Here is a 16,637-nt window from a genome sequence, read left to right as displayed (position 1 = left end):
AAAATGAAAATTTCAGTCATCATTCCCGTCTACAATGCCGAAAAATATGTTGCTCAGGCTGTAGAATCCGCTCTCCAGTTTGAAGAGGTATATGAAGTGGTATTGGTAGAAGACAAATCACCGGACAATGCCTTGCAGGTATGCCGGGAACTTGCTGAAAAAAATGCCAGGGTAAAACTCTTTCAGCATCCGGACAAAGGAAATCATGGGGCAGGTGCCAGCAGAAATCTTGGAATGGAAAAAGCTGAAGGAGATTTTATTGCTTTCCTTGATGCAGATGACTACTATCTTCCCAACCGTTTTGATGCAGAAAAAAAACTTTTCATCAATCATGAAGTAGATGGAGTGTATGGCGCTATTGGGGTTCACTATTATTCTGAAAAGGCAAAGGAGCAGTATTATAAAGTATTTGGAGACCGCCTTACCACCGTTTATAAAGAACATCCGCCTAAAGATGTATTTCCGGGACAGCTGAATATGAGAGGAACTTTCGGACTTTTCAGTATTGATGCTTTAACGATCCGTAAGAGTTCTTTACAGAATATGGAATATTTTTTCAAAACCCATTTAAAACTTCACCAGGATACAGAATTCCTGTTCAGACTCTCCTACTATCTCAATCTGTATCCGGGAATCCTTGACAAAGCTGTAGCTGTGAGAGGTGTTCACGAGAATAACAGAATTACCAAAGTAGATTCCGGAGAAGTGAAACCGGCTTCCACACGAGTGGTATTGTGGAAGGAAGTTAACCACTGGGCAGAAAATGAAAATACCATTCCTGAGGATATTAAGCTTCACATCAAACGGGTATACAGAAGTTTCCAGATTGCCAATGCTCCCCTCCTGAAAAAATGGGGAATGATCACAAAGTATTTGTTGACGGACTATAAAAGCATACGCTCAGGGTTGTACAATATCAACTTCAGAAATGAGTTATTCTAACGACAAACTAAATATTCAGTTCAAAATAAAACCTATCTATCAACGCTTTACAAAATGGATCTTTCTCAAAAGATTTCGCATCGGCTTTTCAATAAACTGGTAAAAAACGGCGGAACTCAACAGCATTACAATAATATAAATTAAAAATACGATATCTATGCTGAAGGTATACTCCTGCCATTTCAAAAACTCCCTTACAAGGTAAAGCACAGGAATATGGGTGATGTATATTCCATAACTTATTTCTCCCAAGTACTCCAGTGGCTTCATTGAAAAGAACCGAGAAATCTTCCCATTATTAGCAGAAATCAAAAGAATAGCCGGGACAAATAGCAATGCCATTAACCCATTGTGATAGAAAAGTGGGACAAACATCAGAGACACAAGGATCAGTAAGAACACGACGATAACCTGGCGGTCATAATTTTTCTGCCTGTAATTTTTCACGAAAAACATCCCTGCAAGATTTCCGATAAGGAATTCATTAAGATGCCAGAATGGGAAATAGTAAAGAAACTCATGGCTTTTCGTATGAGGTCCTTCATAAGCTCCATACACCGGGTAAAGATTAGAAAACACCTGTGTAATCAGCCAGAGACCAATGGCAAACACCCAGATCATTTTGTTTTTCCTGGCATAAAAATAATTATACAAAAACGGAAAAAGCAGGTAAAAGAAGAACTCTACAGAAATCGACCATCCCGGAAAATTCAGGATCATGGCTTCTCCCGGTATCCAGCTCTGGATGCCCAATCCATATAAAAGCAGTTTATACCCATCGAACATCTCATATCTTGTGATAAAATAGAGCAAAAGTCCCAGCATATAAAGTGGATAAATCCTGGCAAACCTGTTTTTGTAAAATTCCAGGTAATCAATTTTATCTTTCTTGTGATAAGCAATGATCATGATAAATCCTGAAAGAATAAAAAAATAGCTTACTCCTACGTTAGCCCTCAGAAAAAGATTGGAAATATAATCTATCTTATATAAAAACAGATCTTTATTGAAATGAGAAATTACAATAGCCATTGCGGCAACAAACCGGGTAAATGTAATCTGACTTATCTTCACAGAACACCAAATGATTTACTTTATCTAAACTCAGCAACCTCAACCTGAAAAGTTGTTGTATTAAGTATAAAGTATTAATTTTTAAGGCACAAAAATAAGATTTATTATTATAATTATTTAAAACAAATTATATTTGTAAACTACAAATGTGAAAATAAATTCAGGTATGCTTGATGAAATTTTAGCAAAAATTCAACGGAAAAGCCAGATTTCTCGTCTCAAAAAACACCCTAATGTTTCTTTTAAAGGGATAAAGCTTGGGATCAGCAATCATTTTGTTCTGCACGAAAATCTAAAAAACGTTACACTCGGGAACTCCATGAGTTTCAGAAATTATGTACATATTCTTGTACAGCAGAATGCCACTTTAGAAATCGGAGATCATTTTTTCATGAATAATTTCTGCTCTATCAATTGTCTCGACAGGATTTCAATAGGAGACAATACATTATTCGGAGAAGGGGTAAAGCTGTATGACCACAATCACGCTTACCAGACTCAGCCGGAATTTAAGCTGTTCTCCTCCGAGTTCACTACAGCTCCTATCAAAATAGGAAGCAACTGCTGGCTTGGAAGTAATGTGACCGTCTTAAAAGGAGTTACTATTGGAGACAACTGTATCATCGGTGCAGGATGTGTCATTCATAAAGATATTCCGTCTGATACTACTGTTATCAATCATCAGGATCTAATATTCAAGGGACGTTCATGAAGTTTTCTATCCTTATTGCCCATTACAACAACGCCATTTTTTTTAAAGATTGCTTTGAAAGTATTCTTCAACAGACCTATACAGACTGGGAAGCTGTAATTTTAGACGATGGCTCTTCTGAAAATGAGAAGAAAATAATACAGGAAATGATTTCAAAGGACAAAAGATTCAGGTTTTTTGAAAATGAAAAAAATTCCGGTGTAGGAGTTACAAAAAGTAAGTTGATTGAACTGGCCGAAGGTGAAATCTGTGGTTTTCTGGATCCGGATGATGCTATTTCCCCTACCGCAATTCAAAAAGGTATGGAGATTTTTCAGGCTAAAAAAAATACAGTCCTTACCTATTCAAGGTTTATGACCTGTGATCAGAATCTAAAGCCTATAGCGCCGTTCAGATCGGCTATGCAGGTACCGAATGGGGATCCTTGTTTTTTCAATTTCCCGATTCAGATTGCTCATTTTGTAACCTTCAGAAAAGCAGTTTATGAACAGACGGAAAAAATGAATCCCAATCTGAAAATAGGGGAAGATCAGGATTTATATCTTAAAATGTATGAAAAAGGAAACGTTCAGTTTATAAATGAAACGAACTATCTTTACAGAACGCATCAGGGCGGAATTTCTCAGAATGACAATAAAAAGAAATCCCACGAATATTTTGCTCAGGTGATTTTCAATACTATGAAGCGCAGAGGACTTACTACCATCAATGGAAAAAAAGTTCCGGAAAAGTATACCGGTGCAGATGAAATATTCGGTCTGCTGCAGTATCAGCATCAGTTGCCTTTCCGTATCATGAAAAAAATAAAAATTACGTTACAATCAATCTTCGGATAATGTTAGAAAAAAAAATAAAAATTTTGTTCAGGCACCGTTCCATGGAAATGGGAGGTGTAGAAAAAGTACTATTAGGACTTCTCAACAACCTTGATCCTGACAAATTTGAAATGACGGTATGTCTTACCCTGAATCAGGGGAAACTGCGTGATGAGCTTCCGAAGCATGTAAGAAAAATATACCTTACAGACGGAAAAGAAGATTTTTCCCACAATTCTATCTTACAGAAACTTCAGCTCGTTAAAAGAAGAATAAAGCTGAGAAAACTGAAAAATACACCTGCCATTGCAGATCATCTTATCAATGATACTTTTGATGTTGAGATCGGGATGGATTACAGAGACTATGATGCCATTCTGAATTCAACCAATAAGAATTCAAAAAAAATCGGATGGTTTCACTCAGAAGTCAATGTTCCTCAATTTCAGCCTTTGGTGCCCAATATTTTAAAAAGTTTCCCACAGTTTGATCATATGGTCTACTGTTCTCATAAAATAAAGGATATGATGCATGAATACTACCCGAATCTCAGTTATCCGGCGGAGAGTGTCATTATCAATCCTATTCCTATCGAAGAAATTAAGCGCAAAGCAGAAGAAAAACTTGAAGATTTTCCGGAAGGACCTGTCTTTGTATCTATAGGAAGGCTTCATTCAAGAAAAGGATATCATAAACTTATAGAAGCTCACACAAGGCTTATCAATGATGGTTTCCATCATACTATCATAGTCATAGGTGATGGTGGTGAAATGAAAAACCTTAAGGATCAGGCAGCCGCTAATAAAGTGGAAAAGACATTTATTCTGGTAGGAAACCAAATGAATCCTTATCCTTATATCAAAAAAGCGGATTATTTTGTTCTGCCTTCGGAGTCTGAAGCATGGCCATTGGTGATTGCTGAAGCTTTAATTCTTCAGAAACCTATTATTGCCACAGAAGTAGGAGATGTAGGATTGATGATCAAAGACCGTGAGACAGGATACCTCATCAGTTATGAAGTAGATCAAATGTATTCAGCCATGAAGACATTCCTTACCGATCCCGACCTTGTTCTCCACATCAGAGAGAATCTTAAATCAATTGAAAGTCAGTTTGATAATAAGAAAATATTTGACAGCGTAGAAAATATTATAGAAACGCTGCACAAAAAGTAAGTTACTGAGCAGAATATCCACCGTCAATCACAAGGTTGCTCCCTGTTACCCATTTCGAGGCATCAGACAGTAAAAAAATACAGGCATTCGCTACATCTTTAGGTTCACCTATTCCCAGCGGATGCTTTTTTATGATTTCTGAAGAAGCTTCTTCTCCGATATTTTCAAACATTTTCTCTAAAATCGGGGTATTAACCATTGCCGGACTAATGCTGTTGACCCGAATATTACTTCGTGAAAGCTCCACAGCCAAAGAACGGGCTCCGGAAATTACAGCACCTTTACTGGCGGAATAAGCAGCCTTCCCGGCCTCTCCTACCATTCCTGCAACAGAAGAAATAAATACGAAACTGGAGTTTTCGTCTTTGTATTTCTTTAAAGATAAAATTTTAGCAATTTCAAGTCCTGCAATGACATTTACAGCAAATATGTCCTGATAGAGCTGAGGATTGTGCTTTTTTAGTGGTAAGGTTTTTTCAATACCGGCGCAGTGAATAAATCCTGATATTTTCCCTAAAGCTGATACTTTATCTGCAATCATTGCTTCAAGGTTTTCAGATTGGGTAATATCTTCAGTAATGGTTTGAACTTTTGTTTCCGGATTGAGCATAGAAATGGTTTTCATCAGTTCTTCCTGGTTTCTTCCTACGAGAATCAGATCAGCACCGCTATGGCTGCATTCTACAGAACAGCTTCTCCCGATTCCGGAAGAAGCGCCTGTAATGAGAATAATTTTATTTTTTAATGAGAAAGCATCCATTAATCTTCAAAATTTTCTTTTCCTATAACATTCATCAGATCTGCAACGGTTTCCACATCCTTAAAATGCTTGGTATCAATTTTTTTACTGAAATTTTCGTCTACAAACGCAATAACAGAAAGTAGGCTGATAGAGTCATAGCTTTCTAAAGATTTCAGGTTCGTTTCAGTAGTCAATGTTTCATCTTCTTCCAATTCTTCCTGTAGTTTTTCTAAAAAAACGGATGTTTTCATATTTTATAATTTTAAATGTTTGTTTTTTAAATTTCCATTATGGTAGCTCCCCATGAATATCCAACACCGAATCCTGCCATTAAAACCTTATCTCCTTCTTTCAGCATTCCTTTATCCATCATATTTTTAAGAGCAATAGGAATCGTTGCAGAAACCGTATTCCCTGTTTTTTCCATGTCAATATAAAAGTTTTCTGCCGGTATTTTTGTTTTCTTTCTTAAATAATTCAGCATAAAAGAATTGGCCTGGTGAAAGACAAAGTGATCAATATCATCCATAGTCAATCCGTTCACCTCCAATGTTTCTTTTACCAGTCCCGGAATATTTTCAATCGTAAAATTAAAAATTTCAGGGCCATTCATATAAATATTTTCAGGGCTGAATTTGTGTTCAGGATTCAGTTCAAAGTCTTTTTTGAAAGCTCCTTTTTTCACGATAAGATTTTCTGCACCGCTTCCGTCCGTTCCCAGACAGAACTGATAATCATTACCTTCAGCTTTTTCAATAATAGCAGAGGCGGACGCATCTCCGAATATGCTTCGGTTTCCCTTATCATCAGGATGAATATGTTTGGTGTACGTTTCTGAAGTCACCAAAAGAATACTCTTTGCAATTCCACCGGCAATCAGTCCTTTTGCAAAAGCCAATCCATACACAAATCCTGAACAGCCAAGATTGAAATCTATAGCTCCGATATTTTTTCTGAGCCCCAATCTGTCCTGCAAAATACAGGCCGTTGTAGGAAGAAAATACTCCGGACTCTGGGTACAGAACAAAATAAAATCTACCCTGTTTCTGTCATAATTTTCGAAAATTTTTTCTGAAGATTGTACAGCCATATCCAGTACGGTTTCGCTGTCAGAAGAAATATGGCGCTGGGAAATCCCCACTTTCTCCTGGATACGTTCGGAACTCCACTCAGGGAACTGCTTTTCAAGGTCCTCGTTAGTGAGCACCTGCTGAGGCAGATAATATTCTATTTTTGAAATTTTCATCATATTAATAAATTCTCTTTCTTTGCAAAAGTAACGAAAACAAATTTACACTTGTGATGATTTTTATATTCAGAATCCTATTAAAAATAGACTCCCTCTATCATACTTTTTTGAACAGGGGCAGTCTTGAAGTGGCTAAATATAGAGGTATGAAAGTAGGAAAAAACTTTAATATGCCTGATAAAGTGTATTTCGGAACCGAGCCATACCTTATTGAAATTGGTGATAATGTGAATATCGCAGGAGATGTAAGGTTTGTTAACCACGGTGGAACAACCACGCTGCTTAGAAAACTTCCCGGTTATGAAGATGCAAGAATCCTGGGAAGAATAAAAATCGGAAATAACTGTACCATTGGACTGAATGCTGTTATTATGCAGGATGTACAAATTGGAAACAACTGTATTCTGGGTGCCAACTCTGTATTGTCACAATCTATGCCGGATAATACGGTCTTTATCGGAAACCCGGCACAATTTCTGTGTACTATTGAAGACTATGGAGATATTGTTCTTAAAAACAACCCGGAATATCCCCGTGAATTGGAGAAAGACAGAAAAAAGCTGGATGCTTATATCAAAGAAAATCTTCCTCACAAGTATAAAAAAGCAAGAAAAATTAAATAAATTTAATCTTGTAAAATCATAAAAAAGAAAAAAACAAATTGAAAAAGAAAAAACTCCTCATTCGTATAGGTTCATTACGTCATGGTGGTGCTGAGAAAGTATTAATCAACTTTTTGAAGAATCTGCCTGCTGACAAATATGAAGTTGACCTTCTGGTAAATCTCTACTCAGGATTGTACATTAAAGAGGTTCCTTCATGGGTGAAGCTGTACTATTTGACAAAAGGAGAAATGATAACCACCAACAGGCCGCAGGATATTCCTGTGAAAGCCTACAGGGTTCTCTATCAGAAAATGTTTCTTTGGTTCCCCTCCCTTCTTTATAAATTTGTTTTAAAGAATAAAAAATACGATGTAGAGATTGCTGCCATCCATGCGATGCATCAGGAAATTCTCTCCAGTCCTCAAAAAGATTCGAAAAAGATCATTTGGGTACAGAATGATATTTTCAATTTAAAAGAATATACTCCTGAAGTCATCAGACAGTTTTTCAGATTCGACAGAATTCTGGTAATTTCCAATAAACTTCAGGAAGGAATGCATGATTTGGCTAAAAATGAAGCTGAAAAAGCATCGGTAATTAAGATCTTCAATCCGATTGACAAAAATGATACGCTAAGAAAGGCGGATATTGAAGTAGATGACTATCCTTTCAACAGTGATCTTCCCACTTTTGTAACAGTAGGAACCGTATATCCTCAGAAAGGATATGACAGATTGCTTAATGTGCATAAAAAACTTATTGATGAAGGGTTGAAACATCAGCTTCTGATCATCGGCGACGGGTATGATTTTAATAATATTCAGGATCAACTCAATACACTTGGTCTTCAGGATACTGCAAAAATGCTTGGTTTCAGCAGTAATCCCTACCCCTATATGAAAAAGGCGGATTTCTATATAATGTCTTCACGCCATGAAGGATTTCCTACCATTATTGCCGAAGCGCTTATTCTGAATAAACCTATTTCTGCAACGGATATTTCCGGCATCAGAGATCTTCTGCAGGATGGAAAACTCGGGAATATCACTCCCAATTCCGAAGAAGGGATTTATGAAGGAATGAAAAAGTTCCTTACCGATAAAAATATCACCGAAGAATACAAAAAGCAGATCTCGGAAACAGAGCTTCCGTTTGTTCTGGAAAAATCTGTAGAACACCTTCAGAAAATAATTGACGAAGTATAAACCTATTGACGATGGCCGATTATTCTATCATTCAAAAAGACTTTTACCGGGAAAGCGGAAAGTGGCTTTCAACATTTCAGATCTGGAAAAAATGCATTAATCCCAATCTCCACTTTGTTTACATTCTGAGAAAAGCGCAGAAGTATCAGAACACTCCTCTTTTGAATACTTTCTGGAGAATCGTCCTGAGACATTATCAGATCAAATACGGTTTTCAGATTTATCCTGAAACCCAGATTGGTGAAGGTTTTTATTTAGGACATTTTGGAAGCCTTGTCATCAATCCTAAAACAGTGATCGGGAAAAACTGCAATATTGCTCATGGAGTCACCATAGGCCAGCAAAACCGCGGAAAAAATGAAGGGTATCCTGTAATTGGCGACGAGGTCTGGATAGGAACCAATGCCGTTATTGTAGGAAATATCACAATTGGAAATGATGTTTTGATTGTTCCGAATTCTTATGTCAATTTTGATGTTCCCTCCGGTTCTGTCGTTATAGGAAATCCCGCAAAAATCATCCCTACTGAAAATGCAACACAAGATTATATCAACCGTAAAGTGTAGTAAACCCAACAGTTATCGTAAAAATTCTACTTGTATTTATCGGTAATTTCCTGTACATTTGAAAAATTGTATTGTTTAAACTTCACAATCATTCAATTTTATATAAAATACCATATTTTATATCCGGATGATATCCCAGAATTCAATACACTTGATCTGAAAGAAATCGCTTAATATTAAAAACACAACTCCAGCCTATTATTAATTAAAAAATAATTTTGATGAAAAAAACACAAACCCAACCATCTCCATTCCTACCTACGCAGTCAACTCTATAAAAAGGAAACACGACCGCTGCTACCCGCAACAATTTAGCTTCAAAAGTTTTTTTGAGTTGACCTTACCATGGGAGAATTACTAATTCTTTTCATGCAATCGACGGTTCTGATAGTCCGTTGGCTCTTACTCAGAAAACTGTAAAGAAAATGATATAAAATTTATTTTAACAGCACAAGTATCTACGAACATGTTCAAAAAAATAGTTCCCATCCTCCTCATTATAATATACCTGACAGGTTTTTTGGTTTCATTCCCCTATATCTTTGATAATCTTTTCGGGCCTGAAAAACTGGATAGTATCCGGAATATTTTTGAGTATGGAATTATGTTTTGTTCTTTTCTCGTATTCAATGCACTTCTTTTTAAGAACAGGTATACCTCTGTAATTGCTGTCATTCTTTGCTTATTATTAAGTATTAACTTTCTGATATCAGTATCCTGTTTCCTTATTTATCATTCCGGATTTAATGTAGGAATGGCCATCAGTATTCTTGAATCCAATCCTGATGAGGCAATGAGCATGTCTTATATGTTTATTCTTCCGGGCATTTTGTTTTTTATTTTTCTGGGAATGGTATTGTACTCTGTGAATTACCTTAAGAAAAATGGAGTAAAAGCCGATGCCAAATTTATCTTTATTGCCTTACTGTGGCTTATTTTACCTTTCGGATACCATCTTAAACACACCTATGTAAGCAATAAAGGTGGAGGCAGGATGATCAAAAATGTGTACTACCATTTATCCGATTTCAATACCGCTTTGAATATACAGAGAGACATTAATGAAATAAAAAAGAATGTTCCGGTTTTCAATATCAAAAAAATACAGCCGGGAATAGAAAATGTAATTCTCATCATTGGAGAATCTGAGAGAAAGCAAAATATGTCATTATACGGCTATAACAAGAAAACAACGCCATATACAGATGAGCAGGCCGGAAATATGATGATTTTTGATCATGCTATTTCTCCCGCAGGAATTACCAATCTGAGTGTCCCGCTGATGTTATCCAGTATCCATCCGGATGAGTTCAGATATCGTTATGATAAATTGTCTTACAATATCATTAATATGGCAAATCAAAGCGGTTACAATTCTTTCTGGCTGAGTACCCAGGCAAGTGCAAGAGGAATTACCGCCATAGCTTCCATGTCTAAAAATAAAAAATGGATCAATGGCTACGATGAAGTAATTGTTCCTGAGCTTAAAAATGTTATTCAGAAGAGGGAAAATAAATTTGTGGTTCTTCATATCATGGGAAGCCACCCTAATCCATGTAACAGACTTCCTCCCAACTGGAATTCGGGTGGTTTGAATTGCTATGACAGCTCTATCAAATATACCGATTATGTTTTCAAGAATATTTTCAATACACTGAAAAACACCAACTCCGTTGTCATCTATGCCTCAGATCATGGGCTTAAAATACAGGGCGACAAATTACTGCATATAGACTCTAAAGAATCTACTCAGGTACCGTTTTTTGTCTGGTTTGGAGATCAAGTACCTGCAAACTACAGAATTACAGGGCATGAATCCAAACAAACCCAAACCACTTACATCTATCCTCTGATCATGAAATATATGGGTCTTGAGACTCCTCAGCATTATAAAAACGAGGAAAATAAATACTTAAACCTGAATATGAGAAGTATGGAATATGATGAGGTTCCGGAATAATGAAACTGTTTATCCTCAGGCGATTCCGGGAGGATTTACTTTTTACTGCAAAAAATTAAGAATATTTTAATTCACGAATCTCAAATTTTGATTTATACTTCGTAATTTTATCCTGATCTTTTAAACGTTTTGGATTTCCTCAATAGATGGTATACAAAGAATATTGGAATCTCAAATATGATTTTAAGCATATTTTAATATTAAACTTTGTTAAAAGTGATTAATTCTTTGACAAAAATTATATTTTTGTATAATTATTGATTTAGTCTATTGATTTCGGAAATAATTTAAACGAAATAAATAATTATATAGTTAAAAATTATGTCACAATCGTACAAAGTTATTTTTGAAAACAATAAAAAATGGGTAGAGTCCAAAGTAGCTGAAGATCCGAATTTCTTCCATGAACTTGCCAAAACTCAGCATCCGGATTATCTGTATATAGGATGTTCAGACAGCAGAGCTACCGCAGAAGAATTAATGGGAGCAAAACCCGGTGAAGTCTTTGTTTACAGAAATATTGCCAATGTTGTCAATACTTTAGATATGAGTTCTACTGCAGTTATTCAATACGCTGTAGAACATCTGAAAGTAAAACACATTATTGTCTGCGGACATTACAACTGTGGTGGTGTAAAAGCAGCGATGACTCCTCAGGACCTGGGATTACTGAATCCATGGCTGAGAACCATTCGTGATGTGTACAGATTACACCAGGCAGAGCTGGATTCTATTCAGGACGAAAACAAGCGTTATGACAGACTTGTAGAACTTAATGTTCAGGAGCAGTGCATCAACGTGATCAAAATGGCCTGTGTACAGGAAAGATACATTTTAGAAGAGTATCCTATTGTTCACGGCTGGGTATTTGACCTTAGGACAGGTAAAATCATTGATCTGGAAATTGATTTTGAGAAAATCTTAAAAGACATCCAAAAGATCTATAATCTTACAGGTTCAGATTGGGTAATGAGCAGAAAGACGAAATAGTTTTTCTAAAAAGAAGGTAAAATGAAATTCTGGAGTATTATTGTATTAACGTTTTTTCTGAATTTTACAGCGCTGCCGGGCATTGCTGCGGTTGCGGGCTGGGATATTGCAAGAACGAATGTAATAATCAATGAAGAAGAACCTCATTCTCACCCATCCTCATTCATTGTTTACGAAAAGACCATTCCGAAACCTTTAGATGTATTCGATTATCTGAAGTTTTCAGAACCTGATGTTCAGGGCATGTCTTTTGTTCTGATTGATGATTCTTTTCATCTTTCACCATTACTTACTATATTTTCTCCTCCTCCGGAAGCGTAACTCCTATAGTTAGATTTTTTTGATACCATTTCCATATCATTTTTTGATATCGGAGACTCATGTACATTAAAAATTATTTTTTCTCAACTTTTTATAACTGACTTATTTAAAAACAAATAAGCCGGCTATACCTTACAGCTTCACATTATGAAAAAGACATCATTAATAGGAGGAATCAAGGAAAATTTTCCTTCAGGACTCGTGGTATTTTTAGTAGCACTTCCGTTGTGTTTAGGAATTGCTTTAGCATCAGGTGCTCCACCATTATCCGGTATTATTGCCGGTATCGTAGGCGGCCTGGTAGTAGGAACAATCAGTAATTCCAATATTTCAGTTTCCGGGCCTGCTGCAGGTCTGACAGCTATCGTTTTAACAGCAATAACAGATCTTGGCGCATTTGAACTCTTCCTTTGTGCAGGGATTATTGCAGGGCTTATTCAATTGGTTTTAGGGTTTGTAAGAGCCGGAAGTATTTCCAACTATTTCCCGAATAACGTTATTGAAGGAATGCTGGCAGCCATTGGAATCATTATTATTTTAAAACAGATTCCTCATGCTTTAGGATTCGATAAAGATTATGAAGGTCATGAATCTATTTTTGATAATGGTTTAAACTTCGGATACTTTACGGAATTATTGGGAGCTATCCATCCGGGAGCCATTGTTATTACGCTGGTTTCTGTAGCGATCCTTATCGCATGGGACAAAATCCACGTACTGAAAAGAATGAAAATGCTTCCGGGAGCGTTGGTTGCCGTTATTGTAAGCATTCTTTTGAATCAACTCTTTAAGATGTCCGGAAGCTCTTTGGCTATCGAAACCCAGCATTTGGTTTCTCTGCCGGTTCCACAGTCTTTTGATGATTTTAAAAATCTGATCACGACTCCGGACTTTAATGGTTTCACTAATCCAAAAGTATGGATTGTAGGAGCAACAATTGCGATTGTGGCCTCTATTGAAACATTACTTTGTATTGAAGCCTCAGACCGGTTAGACAGACAGAGAAGAATTACAGATACCAATCTTGAGCTTAAGGCCCAGGGAATCGGGAATCTTGTAAGTTCTTTTATCGGAGGACTTCCAATGACTTCTGTTGTGGTAAGAAGTTCTGCCAATGCCAATGCGGGGGCCACCTCAAAAATCTCGGCAATCATTCATGGAGTCTTCTTATTGATCTGTGTTCTTTCTATCCCTGTTGTTCTCAATTTAATTCCATTAGCGACACTGGCTGCGGTATTAATTTTAGTAGGATATAAACTGGCAAAGCCGGCTACGTTCAAACATTTCTGGCACTTGGGAAAATTCCAGTTTATTCCGTTTGTAGCAACTGTTGTAGCGGTAGTGGCCACTGATTTGTTAAAGGGTGTAGGAATTGGTCTTACCATCTCCGTTTTCTATATTCTTCAGGGAAATATGAAAAGAGCTTATTATTTAAGCAGGGAAAGGCTGGACGATGCTGATGGAATCAATATCAAGCTTGCTGAAGAAGTATCATTTTTAAATAAGGCAGCCATCAAAAAAACTCTTAAAAATATAAAACCCAACTCTACAGTGATCATTGATGCAAGAAACACATCCTACATTGCAACCGATGTACTGGAAATGATTCAGGACTTTGCCAATATCCGTGCAAAGGAACAGGATATCAATGTAGAGCTTACAGGCTTTAAAACTTCATATAGAGATTACGAAAGAAGTGAAGATTCCCACATTTTGGTGACTCACAAAAGAGCCATGTAATCTCAATAATTAATTAATTTTTTTAACTTTAAATTCGAAAATAATAAAAATATGAAAGCACATACATACGAAACACAGTCAACTATTACTCCTGAGAAAGCTTTGGAATTCTTAAAAGAGGGAAACCAGAGATTTGTTAACAACCTTAAAGCAAACAGAGACCTTCTTGAACAGGTGAATGCAACCCGCGAAGGACAATGGCCTTTTGCAGTAGTTTTAAGCTGTATAGACAGCCGCACTTCAGCAGAACTTATCTTTGACCAGGGATTAGGAGACGTTTTCAGTATAAGAATTGCCGGTAATTTTGTGAACCAGGACATTCTTGGATCTATGGAATTCGGCTGTAATGTTGCAGGTTCCAAGCTTATTGTCGTTTTAGGACACACCAAATGCGGAGCCTTGAAAGGAGGTCTTGACGCAGCACAAATTGAAGGACTGGGAATGGATAACTTGAACCACCTTATCAATCACTTCAACCCGATCATCAATGAGATCATTGAAGAGAATGAAGAACGTTCATCAAAAAACAGCTCACTTCTTGAAAGACTTAACCACCAAAACGTAAAAAGTGCGATTGAAGATATCCGTAAACAAAGTTCAACACTTAAAAACCTGGAAGCCGAGGGTAAAATTAAAATCGTTGGAGCAAATTACGATGTTGAAACTGGTGCAGTAACCTGGTTATAAAAGTACAACTCTTTAAAATTCAATTATAATTTACACAAAATGCCATCGGATTTCGATGGCATTTATTTTTTATCGTATATCATCATAAAATAAGATAATTATAAACCTATCTTGTTAATAAACTGGCTTAAACAGTTAGTATATTTATTTTAAAAAGAGTTTGTTTTCATTATTGGAAAATAATTATATATTGGCGCAATTCAAATAATATATTCAATAAACCATGACCACAAATTCAAAAGAATATGATTTTTCCCAAAGCAAAAAAAATAGGCAGAGACCTTGGATGGTATAAAACAAATCATAAGGTGTTTGGTCTTTACAAAGGTTATTTTTTCAACGTTTCAGACGCAAGTATCATACACACTCCACAATTCAAATATGTTTCGGTAACAACCGGCTATGTAACGGAGGAGCAAAGGCAGCAAATCAAAACAGAACTAACCATCAATAAAAAACGGCTAAAATTCACTCTCTTCGAAATCAGAGAAAATACCATTTATTTTAAATTCACTGAAAATTTAATGCCTACTAAGATAAAGACTGTTTATGCTCTTTTTGATTTTGTGGTTGATTTATTAAAAAAACTAAACATACCGGAGCAAAACAGATGTCATAGTTGTGAAACAAATGAAAAAATCACCTATTACGACCTGAACCATACTGGTGTACTCCTTTGTGATGATTGTTTTAAACAGATAGATAATAAGTTCAATAAAATTGAATTAGAAAGAATTTCAAAAGAGAAAAACTATCTGACAGGATTTTTAGGAGCCATTATGTTTTCAATTCCTGCCATTATACTTTGGGTCTTACTTGCTGTATATTTAGGAGAAATTTCTTCAGGAATGGCATTTGCCATTGCTCTTGTTGGTTTTTTAGGCTATGATTATTTCAAAGGATTTCGTGGAAAACTAACAAGATATATTATCTTCTTCACAAATATTGTAAGCATATTTGTAGCCAATGTTATCACGGTAATTGCTTTATTGGTAAAACAAGGCCTCACCATTAATCAAGCGATATTTGAGTTTCAAAACAACCCCTCAGCAAATGAAATATTTATGAAGAATAGTATTCTATCTTTTATATTATCATTCATTCCCTGGATATGGGTATTATTTATCAGGAAAGACGATAAATTAATTATAAAACCAGCAGAAAAACTTTAAAAGACATATAAATAAATGACTGCCTTATTTTTAAGGCAGTCATTTATTCTATAAACTATATGGTAATTGCAGTTTTTTCCCTTCTGAAATTATTTCCCGTTAAAAGTGGACATTGTGTTATTCAATCCTGCAAAAACAAAAGAAAGACCGGCCTTAGCAAAAGTTTCAATTCTTTCTGTAAGCTTTTCTGATTCTTCTTCGTTCCACGTTCCTAATACATAATCTACCTGTCTTCCTGCCGTAAAATCAGCAGAGATTCCGAAGCGAAGCCTTGCATAATTTTGAGTCTGTAATACTTCATTGATATTTTTAAGTCCGTTATGCCCTGCATCTGAACCTTTTCCTTTCAATCTTAAAGTCCCGAAAGGCAAAGCAAGATCGTCAGTTATAATAAGAACATTCTCCAAAGGAATATTTTCTTTCTGCATCCAGTATTTCACTGCATTACCGGAAAGGTTCATGTAAGTATCCGGTTTCAGAATAAAAACTTTTCTGCCTTTGTGCTTTCCTTCAGCCAGCCAGCCAAAATTGGAGGTGTTGAATGATACTTCCAGAGTTTCCGCTATTTTCTCAGCTACTTTAAAGCCTATATTATGTCGTGTATTTTCATATTCAGAGCCTTTGTTACCAAGCCCGACAATTAAATATTTCATCAGAAATTTTTTGCAAAATTAAGGTATAA

Annotated in this window: 18 protein-coding genes; 13 read left to right on the top strand and 5 right to left on the bottom strand. The window is 36.1% G+C overall.

From position 1 onward, the window contains the following. Nucleotides 1-3: 3 nt before the first annotated feature. Entirely contained in the window at nucleotides 4-942 is a 939-nt protein-coding gene (locus tag DDF69_RS05295) for a glycosyltransferase family 2 protein (RefSeq protein ID WP_114819862.1), read from the top strand. A gap of 39 nt (nucleotides 943-981) precedes the next feature. On the opposite strand, the gene DDF69_RS05290 is transcribed toward DDF69_RS05295, so the two are convergent. Next, complete coding sequence (locus tag DDF69_RS05290; RefSeq protein WP_162800877.1) at nucleotides 982-2,016, bottom strand: acyltransferase family protein; 1,035 nt, start codon at nucleotides 2,014-2,016, stop codon at nucleotides 982-984. 148 nt (nucleotides 2,017-2,164) lie between these two features. On the opposite strand from DDF69_RS05290, the gene DDF69_RS05285 reads away from it, so the two are divergent. Genes DDF69_RS05285 through DDF69_RS05275 form a run of 3 tightly spaced genes read left to right on the top strand, consistent with a single transcriptional unit; the run spans nucleotide 2,165 to nucleotide 4,718 of the window. Beyond that, a complete protein-coding gene (locus tag DDF69_RS05285; RefSeq protein WP_228411927.1) occupies nucleotides 2,165-2,728 on the top strand; it encodes an acyltransferase in 564 nt (187 codons plus the stop codon). Beyond that, nucleotides 2,725-3,564: a glycosyltransferase family 2 protein gene (locus DDF69_RS05280; RefSeq protein ID WP_114819859.1), complete on the top strand. Its 840-nt coding sequence runs from the start codon at nucleotides 2,725-2,727 to the stop codon at nucleotides 3,562-3,564. Before DDF69_RS05285 ends, DDF69_RS05280 begins: the two co-directional genes overlap by 4 nt. Beyond that, nucleotides 3,564-4,718, top strand: coding sequence for a glycosyltransferase (locus DDF69_RS05275; RefSeq protein ID WP_114819858.1), 1,155 nt, complete (start codon nucleotides 3,564-3,566; stop codon nucleotides 4,716-4,718). The genes DDF69_RS05280 and DDF69_RS05275 overlap by 1 nt, the downstream gene beginning before the upstream one ends. A 1-nt stretch (nucleotide 4,719) precedes the next feature. Here the strand turns inward: DDF69_RS05275 and DDF69_RS05270 are convergent, their stop codons facing one another. The 3 genes from DDF69_RS05270 to DDF69_RS05260 are packed head-to-tail and all read right to left on the bottom strand — an operon-like array spanning nucleotide 4,720 to nucleotide 6,709. After that, nucleotides 4,720-5,478 carry an SDR family NAD(P)-dependent oxidoreductase gene (locus tag DDF69_RS05270; protein WP_114819857.1) on the bottom strand — a complete coding sequence of 253 codons (759 nt, stop codon included), beginning with the start codon at nucleotides 5,476-5,478 and terminating at the stop codon, nucleotides 4,720-4,722. Further along, on the bottom strand, nucleotides 5,478-5,711 hold the full coding sequence (locus tag DDF69_RS05265) for a phosphopantetheine-binding protein (RefSeq protein ID WP_114819856.1): 234 nt from the start codon (nucleotides 5,709-5,711) through the stop codon (nucleotides 5,478-5,480). The genes DDF69_RS05270 and DDF69_RS05265 overlap by 1 nt, the downstream gene beginning before the upstream one ends. A gap of 26 nt (nucleotides 5,712-5,737) precedes the next feature. Then, nucleotides 5,738-6,709, bottom strand: a complete 972-nt coding sequence (locus tag DDF69_RS05260) for a 3-oxoacyl-ACP synthase III family protein (RefSeq protein ID WP_114819855.1) — start codon at nucleotides 6,707-6,709, stop codon at nucleotides 5,738-5,740. Nucleotides 6,710-6,855: 146 nt separating this feature from the next. Here DDF69_RS05260 and DDF69_RS05255 point away from each other — a divergent pair, with 146 nt between their 5' ends. The 9 genes from DDF69_RS05255 to DDF69_RS05215 all read left to right on the top strand — a co-directional run bounded on the left by DDF69_RS05255 (nucleotide 6,856) and on the right by DDF69_RS05215 (nucleotide 15,955). After that, on the top strand, nucleotides 6,856-7,332 hold the full coding sequence (locus tag DDF69_RS05255) for an acyltransferase (protein WP_227941083.1): 477 nt from the start codon (nucleotides 6,856-6,858) through the stop codon (nucleotides 7,330-7,332). A gap of 38 nt (nucleotides 7,333-7,370) precedes the next feature. After that, the gene (locus DDF69_RS05250) at nucleotides 7,371-8,519 is read left to right on the top strand and encodes a glycosyltransferase (RefSeq protein WP_114819854.1); all 1,149 of its coding nucleotides are present in this window, start codon (nucleotides 7,371-7,373) and stop codon (nucleotides 8,517-8,519) included. An 11-nt stretch (nucleotides 8,520-8,530) separates the two neighbouring features. Next, nucleotides 8,531-9,085: a serine O-acetyltransferase gene (locus DDF69_RS05245; protein WP_114819853.1), complete on the top strand. Its 555-nt coding sequence runs from the start codon at nucleotides 8,531-8,533 to the stop codon at nucleotides 9,083-9,085. A gap of 466 nt (nucleotides 9,086-9,551) precedes the next feature. After that, nucleotides 9,552-11,045, top strand: coding sequence for a phosphoethanolamine transferase (locus DDF69_RS05240; RefSeq protein WP_114819852.1), 1,494 nt, complete (start codon nucleotides 9,552-9,554; stop codon nucleotides 11,043-11,045). Nucleotides 11,046-11,366: 321 nt separating this feature from the next. Continuing rightward, entirely contained in the window at nucleotides 11,367-12,035 is a 669-nt protein-coding gene (locus DDF69_RS05235) for a carbonic anhydrase (protein ID WP_114819851.1), read from the top strand. Between the two features lie 21 nt (nucleotides 12,036-12,056). Next, a complete protein-coding gene (locus DDF69_RS05230) occupies nucleotides 12,057-12,356 on the top strand; it encodes a hypothetical protein (protein WP_076595975.1) in 300 nt (99 codons plus the stop codon). 147 nt (nucleotides 12,357-12,503) lie between these two features. Then, nucleotides 12,504-14,096, top strand: coding sequence for a SulP family inorganic anion transporter (locus tag DDF69_RS05225; protein ID WP_114819850.1), 1,593 nt, complete (start codon nucleotides 12,504-12,506; stop codon nucleotides 14,094-14,096). Nucleotides 14,097-14,147: 51 nt separating this feature from the next. Then, nucleotides 14,148-14,783, top strand: coding sequence for a carbonic anhydrase (locus DDF69_RS05220; RefSeq protein ID WP_034691487.1), 636 nt, complete (start codon nucleotides 14,148-14,150; stop codon nucleotides 14,781-14,783). A gap of 524 nt (nucleotides 14,784-15,307) precedes the next feature. Then, complete coding sequence (locus DDF69_RS05215; protein ID WP_162800876.1) at nucleotides 15,308-15,955, top strand: hypothetical protein; 648 nt, start codon at nucleotides 15,308-15,310, stop codon at nucleotides 15,953-15,955. 89 nt (nucleotides 15,956-16,044) lie between these two features. Here the strand turns inward: DDF69_RS05215 and pth are convergent, their stop codons facing one another. Next, nucleotides 16,045-16,608, bottom strand: coding sequence for an aminoacyl-tRNA hydrolase (gene pth / locus DDF69_RS05210; protein WP_114819848.1), 564 nt, complete (start codon nucleotides 16,606-16,608; stop codon nucleotides 16,045-16,047). Nucleotides 16,609-16,637 lie beyond the last annotated feature (29 nt).

This window comes from Chryseobacterium sp. KLBC 52 (genome assembly GCF_003347605.1).
Taxonomy (GTDB): Bacteria; Bacteroidota; Bacteroidia; order Flavobacteriales; family Weeksellaceae; genus Chryseobacterium.
Note: the sequence above shows the minus strand (reverse complement) of the source record. Positions and strands in the feature narration are given on the sequence as shown.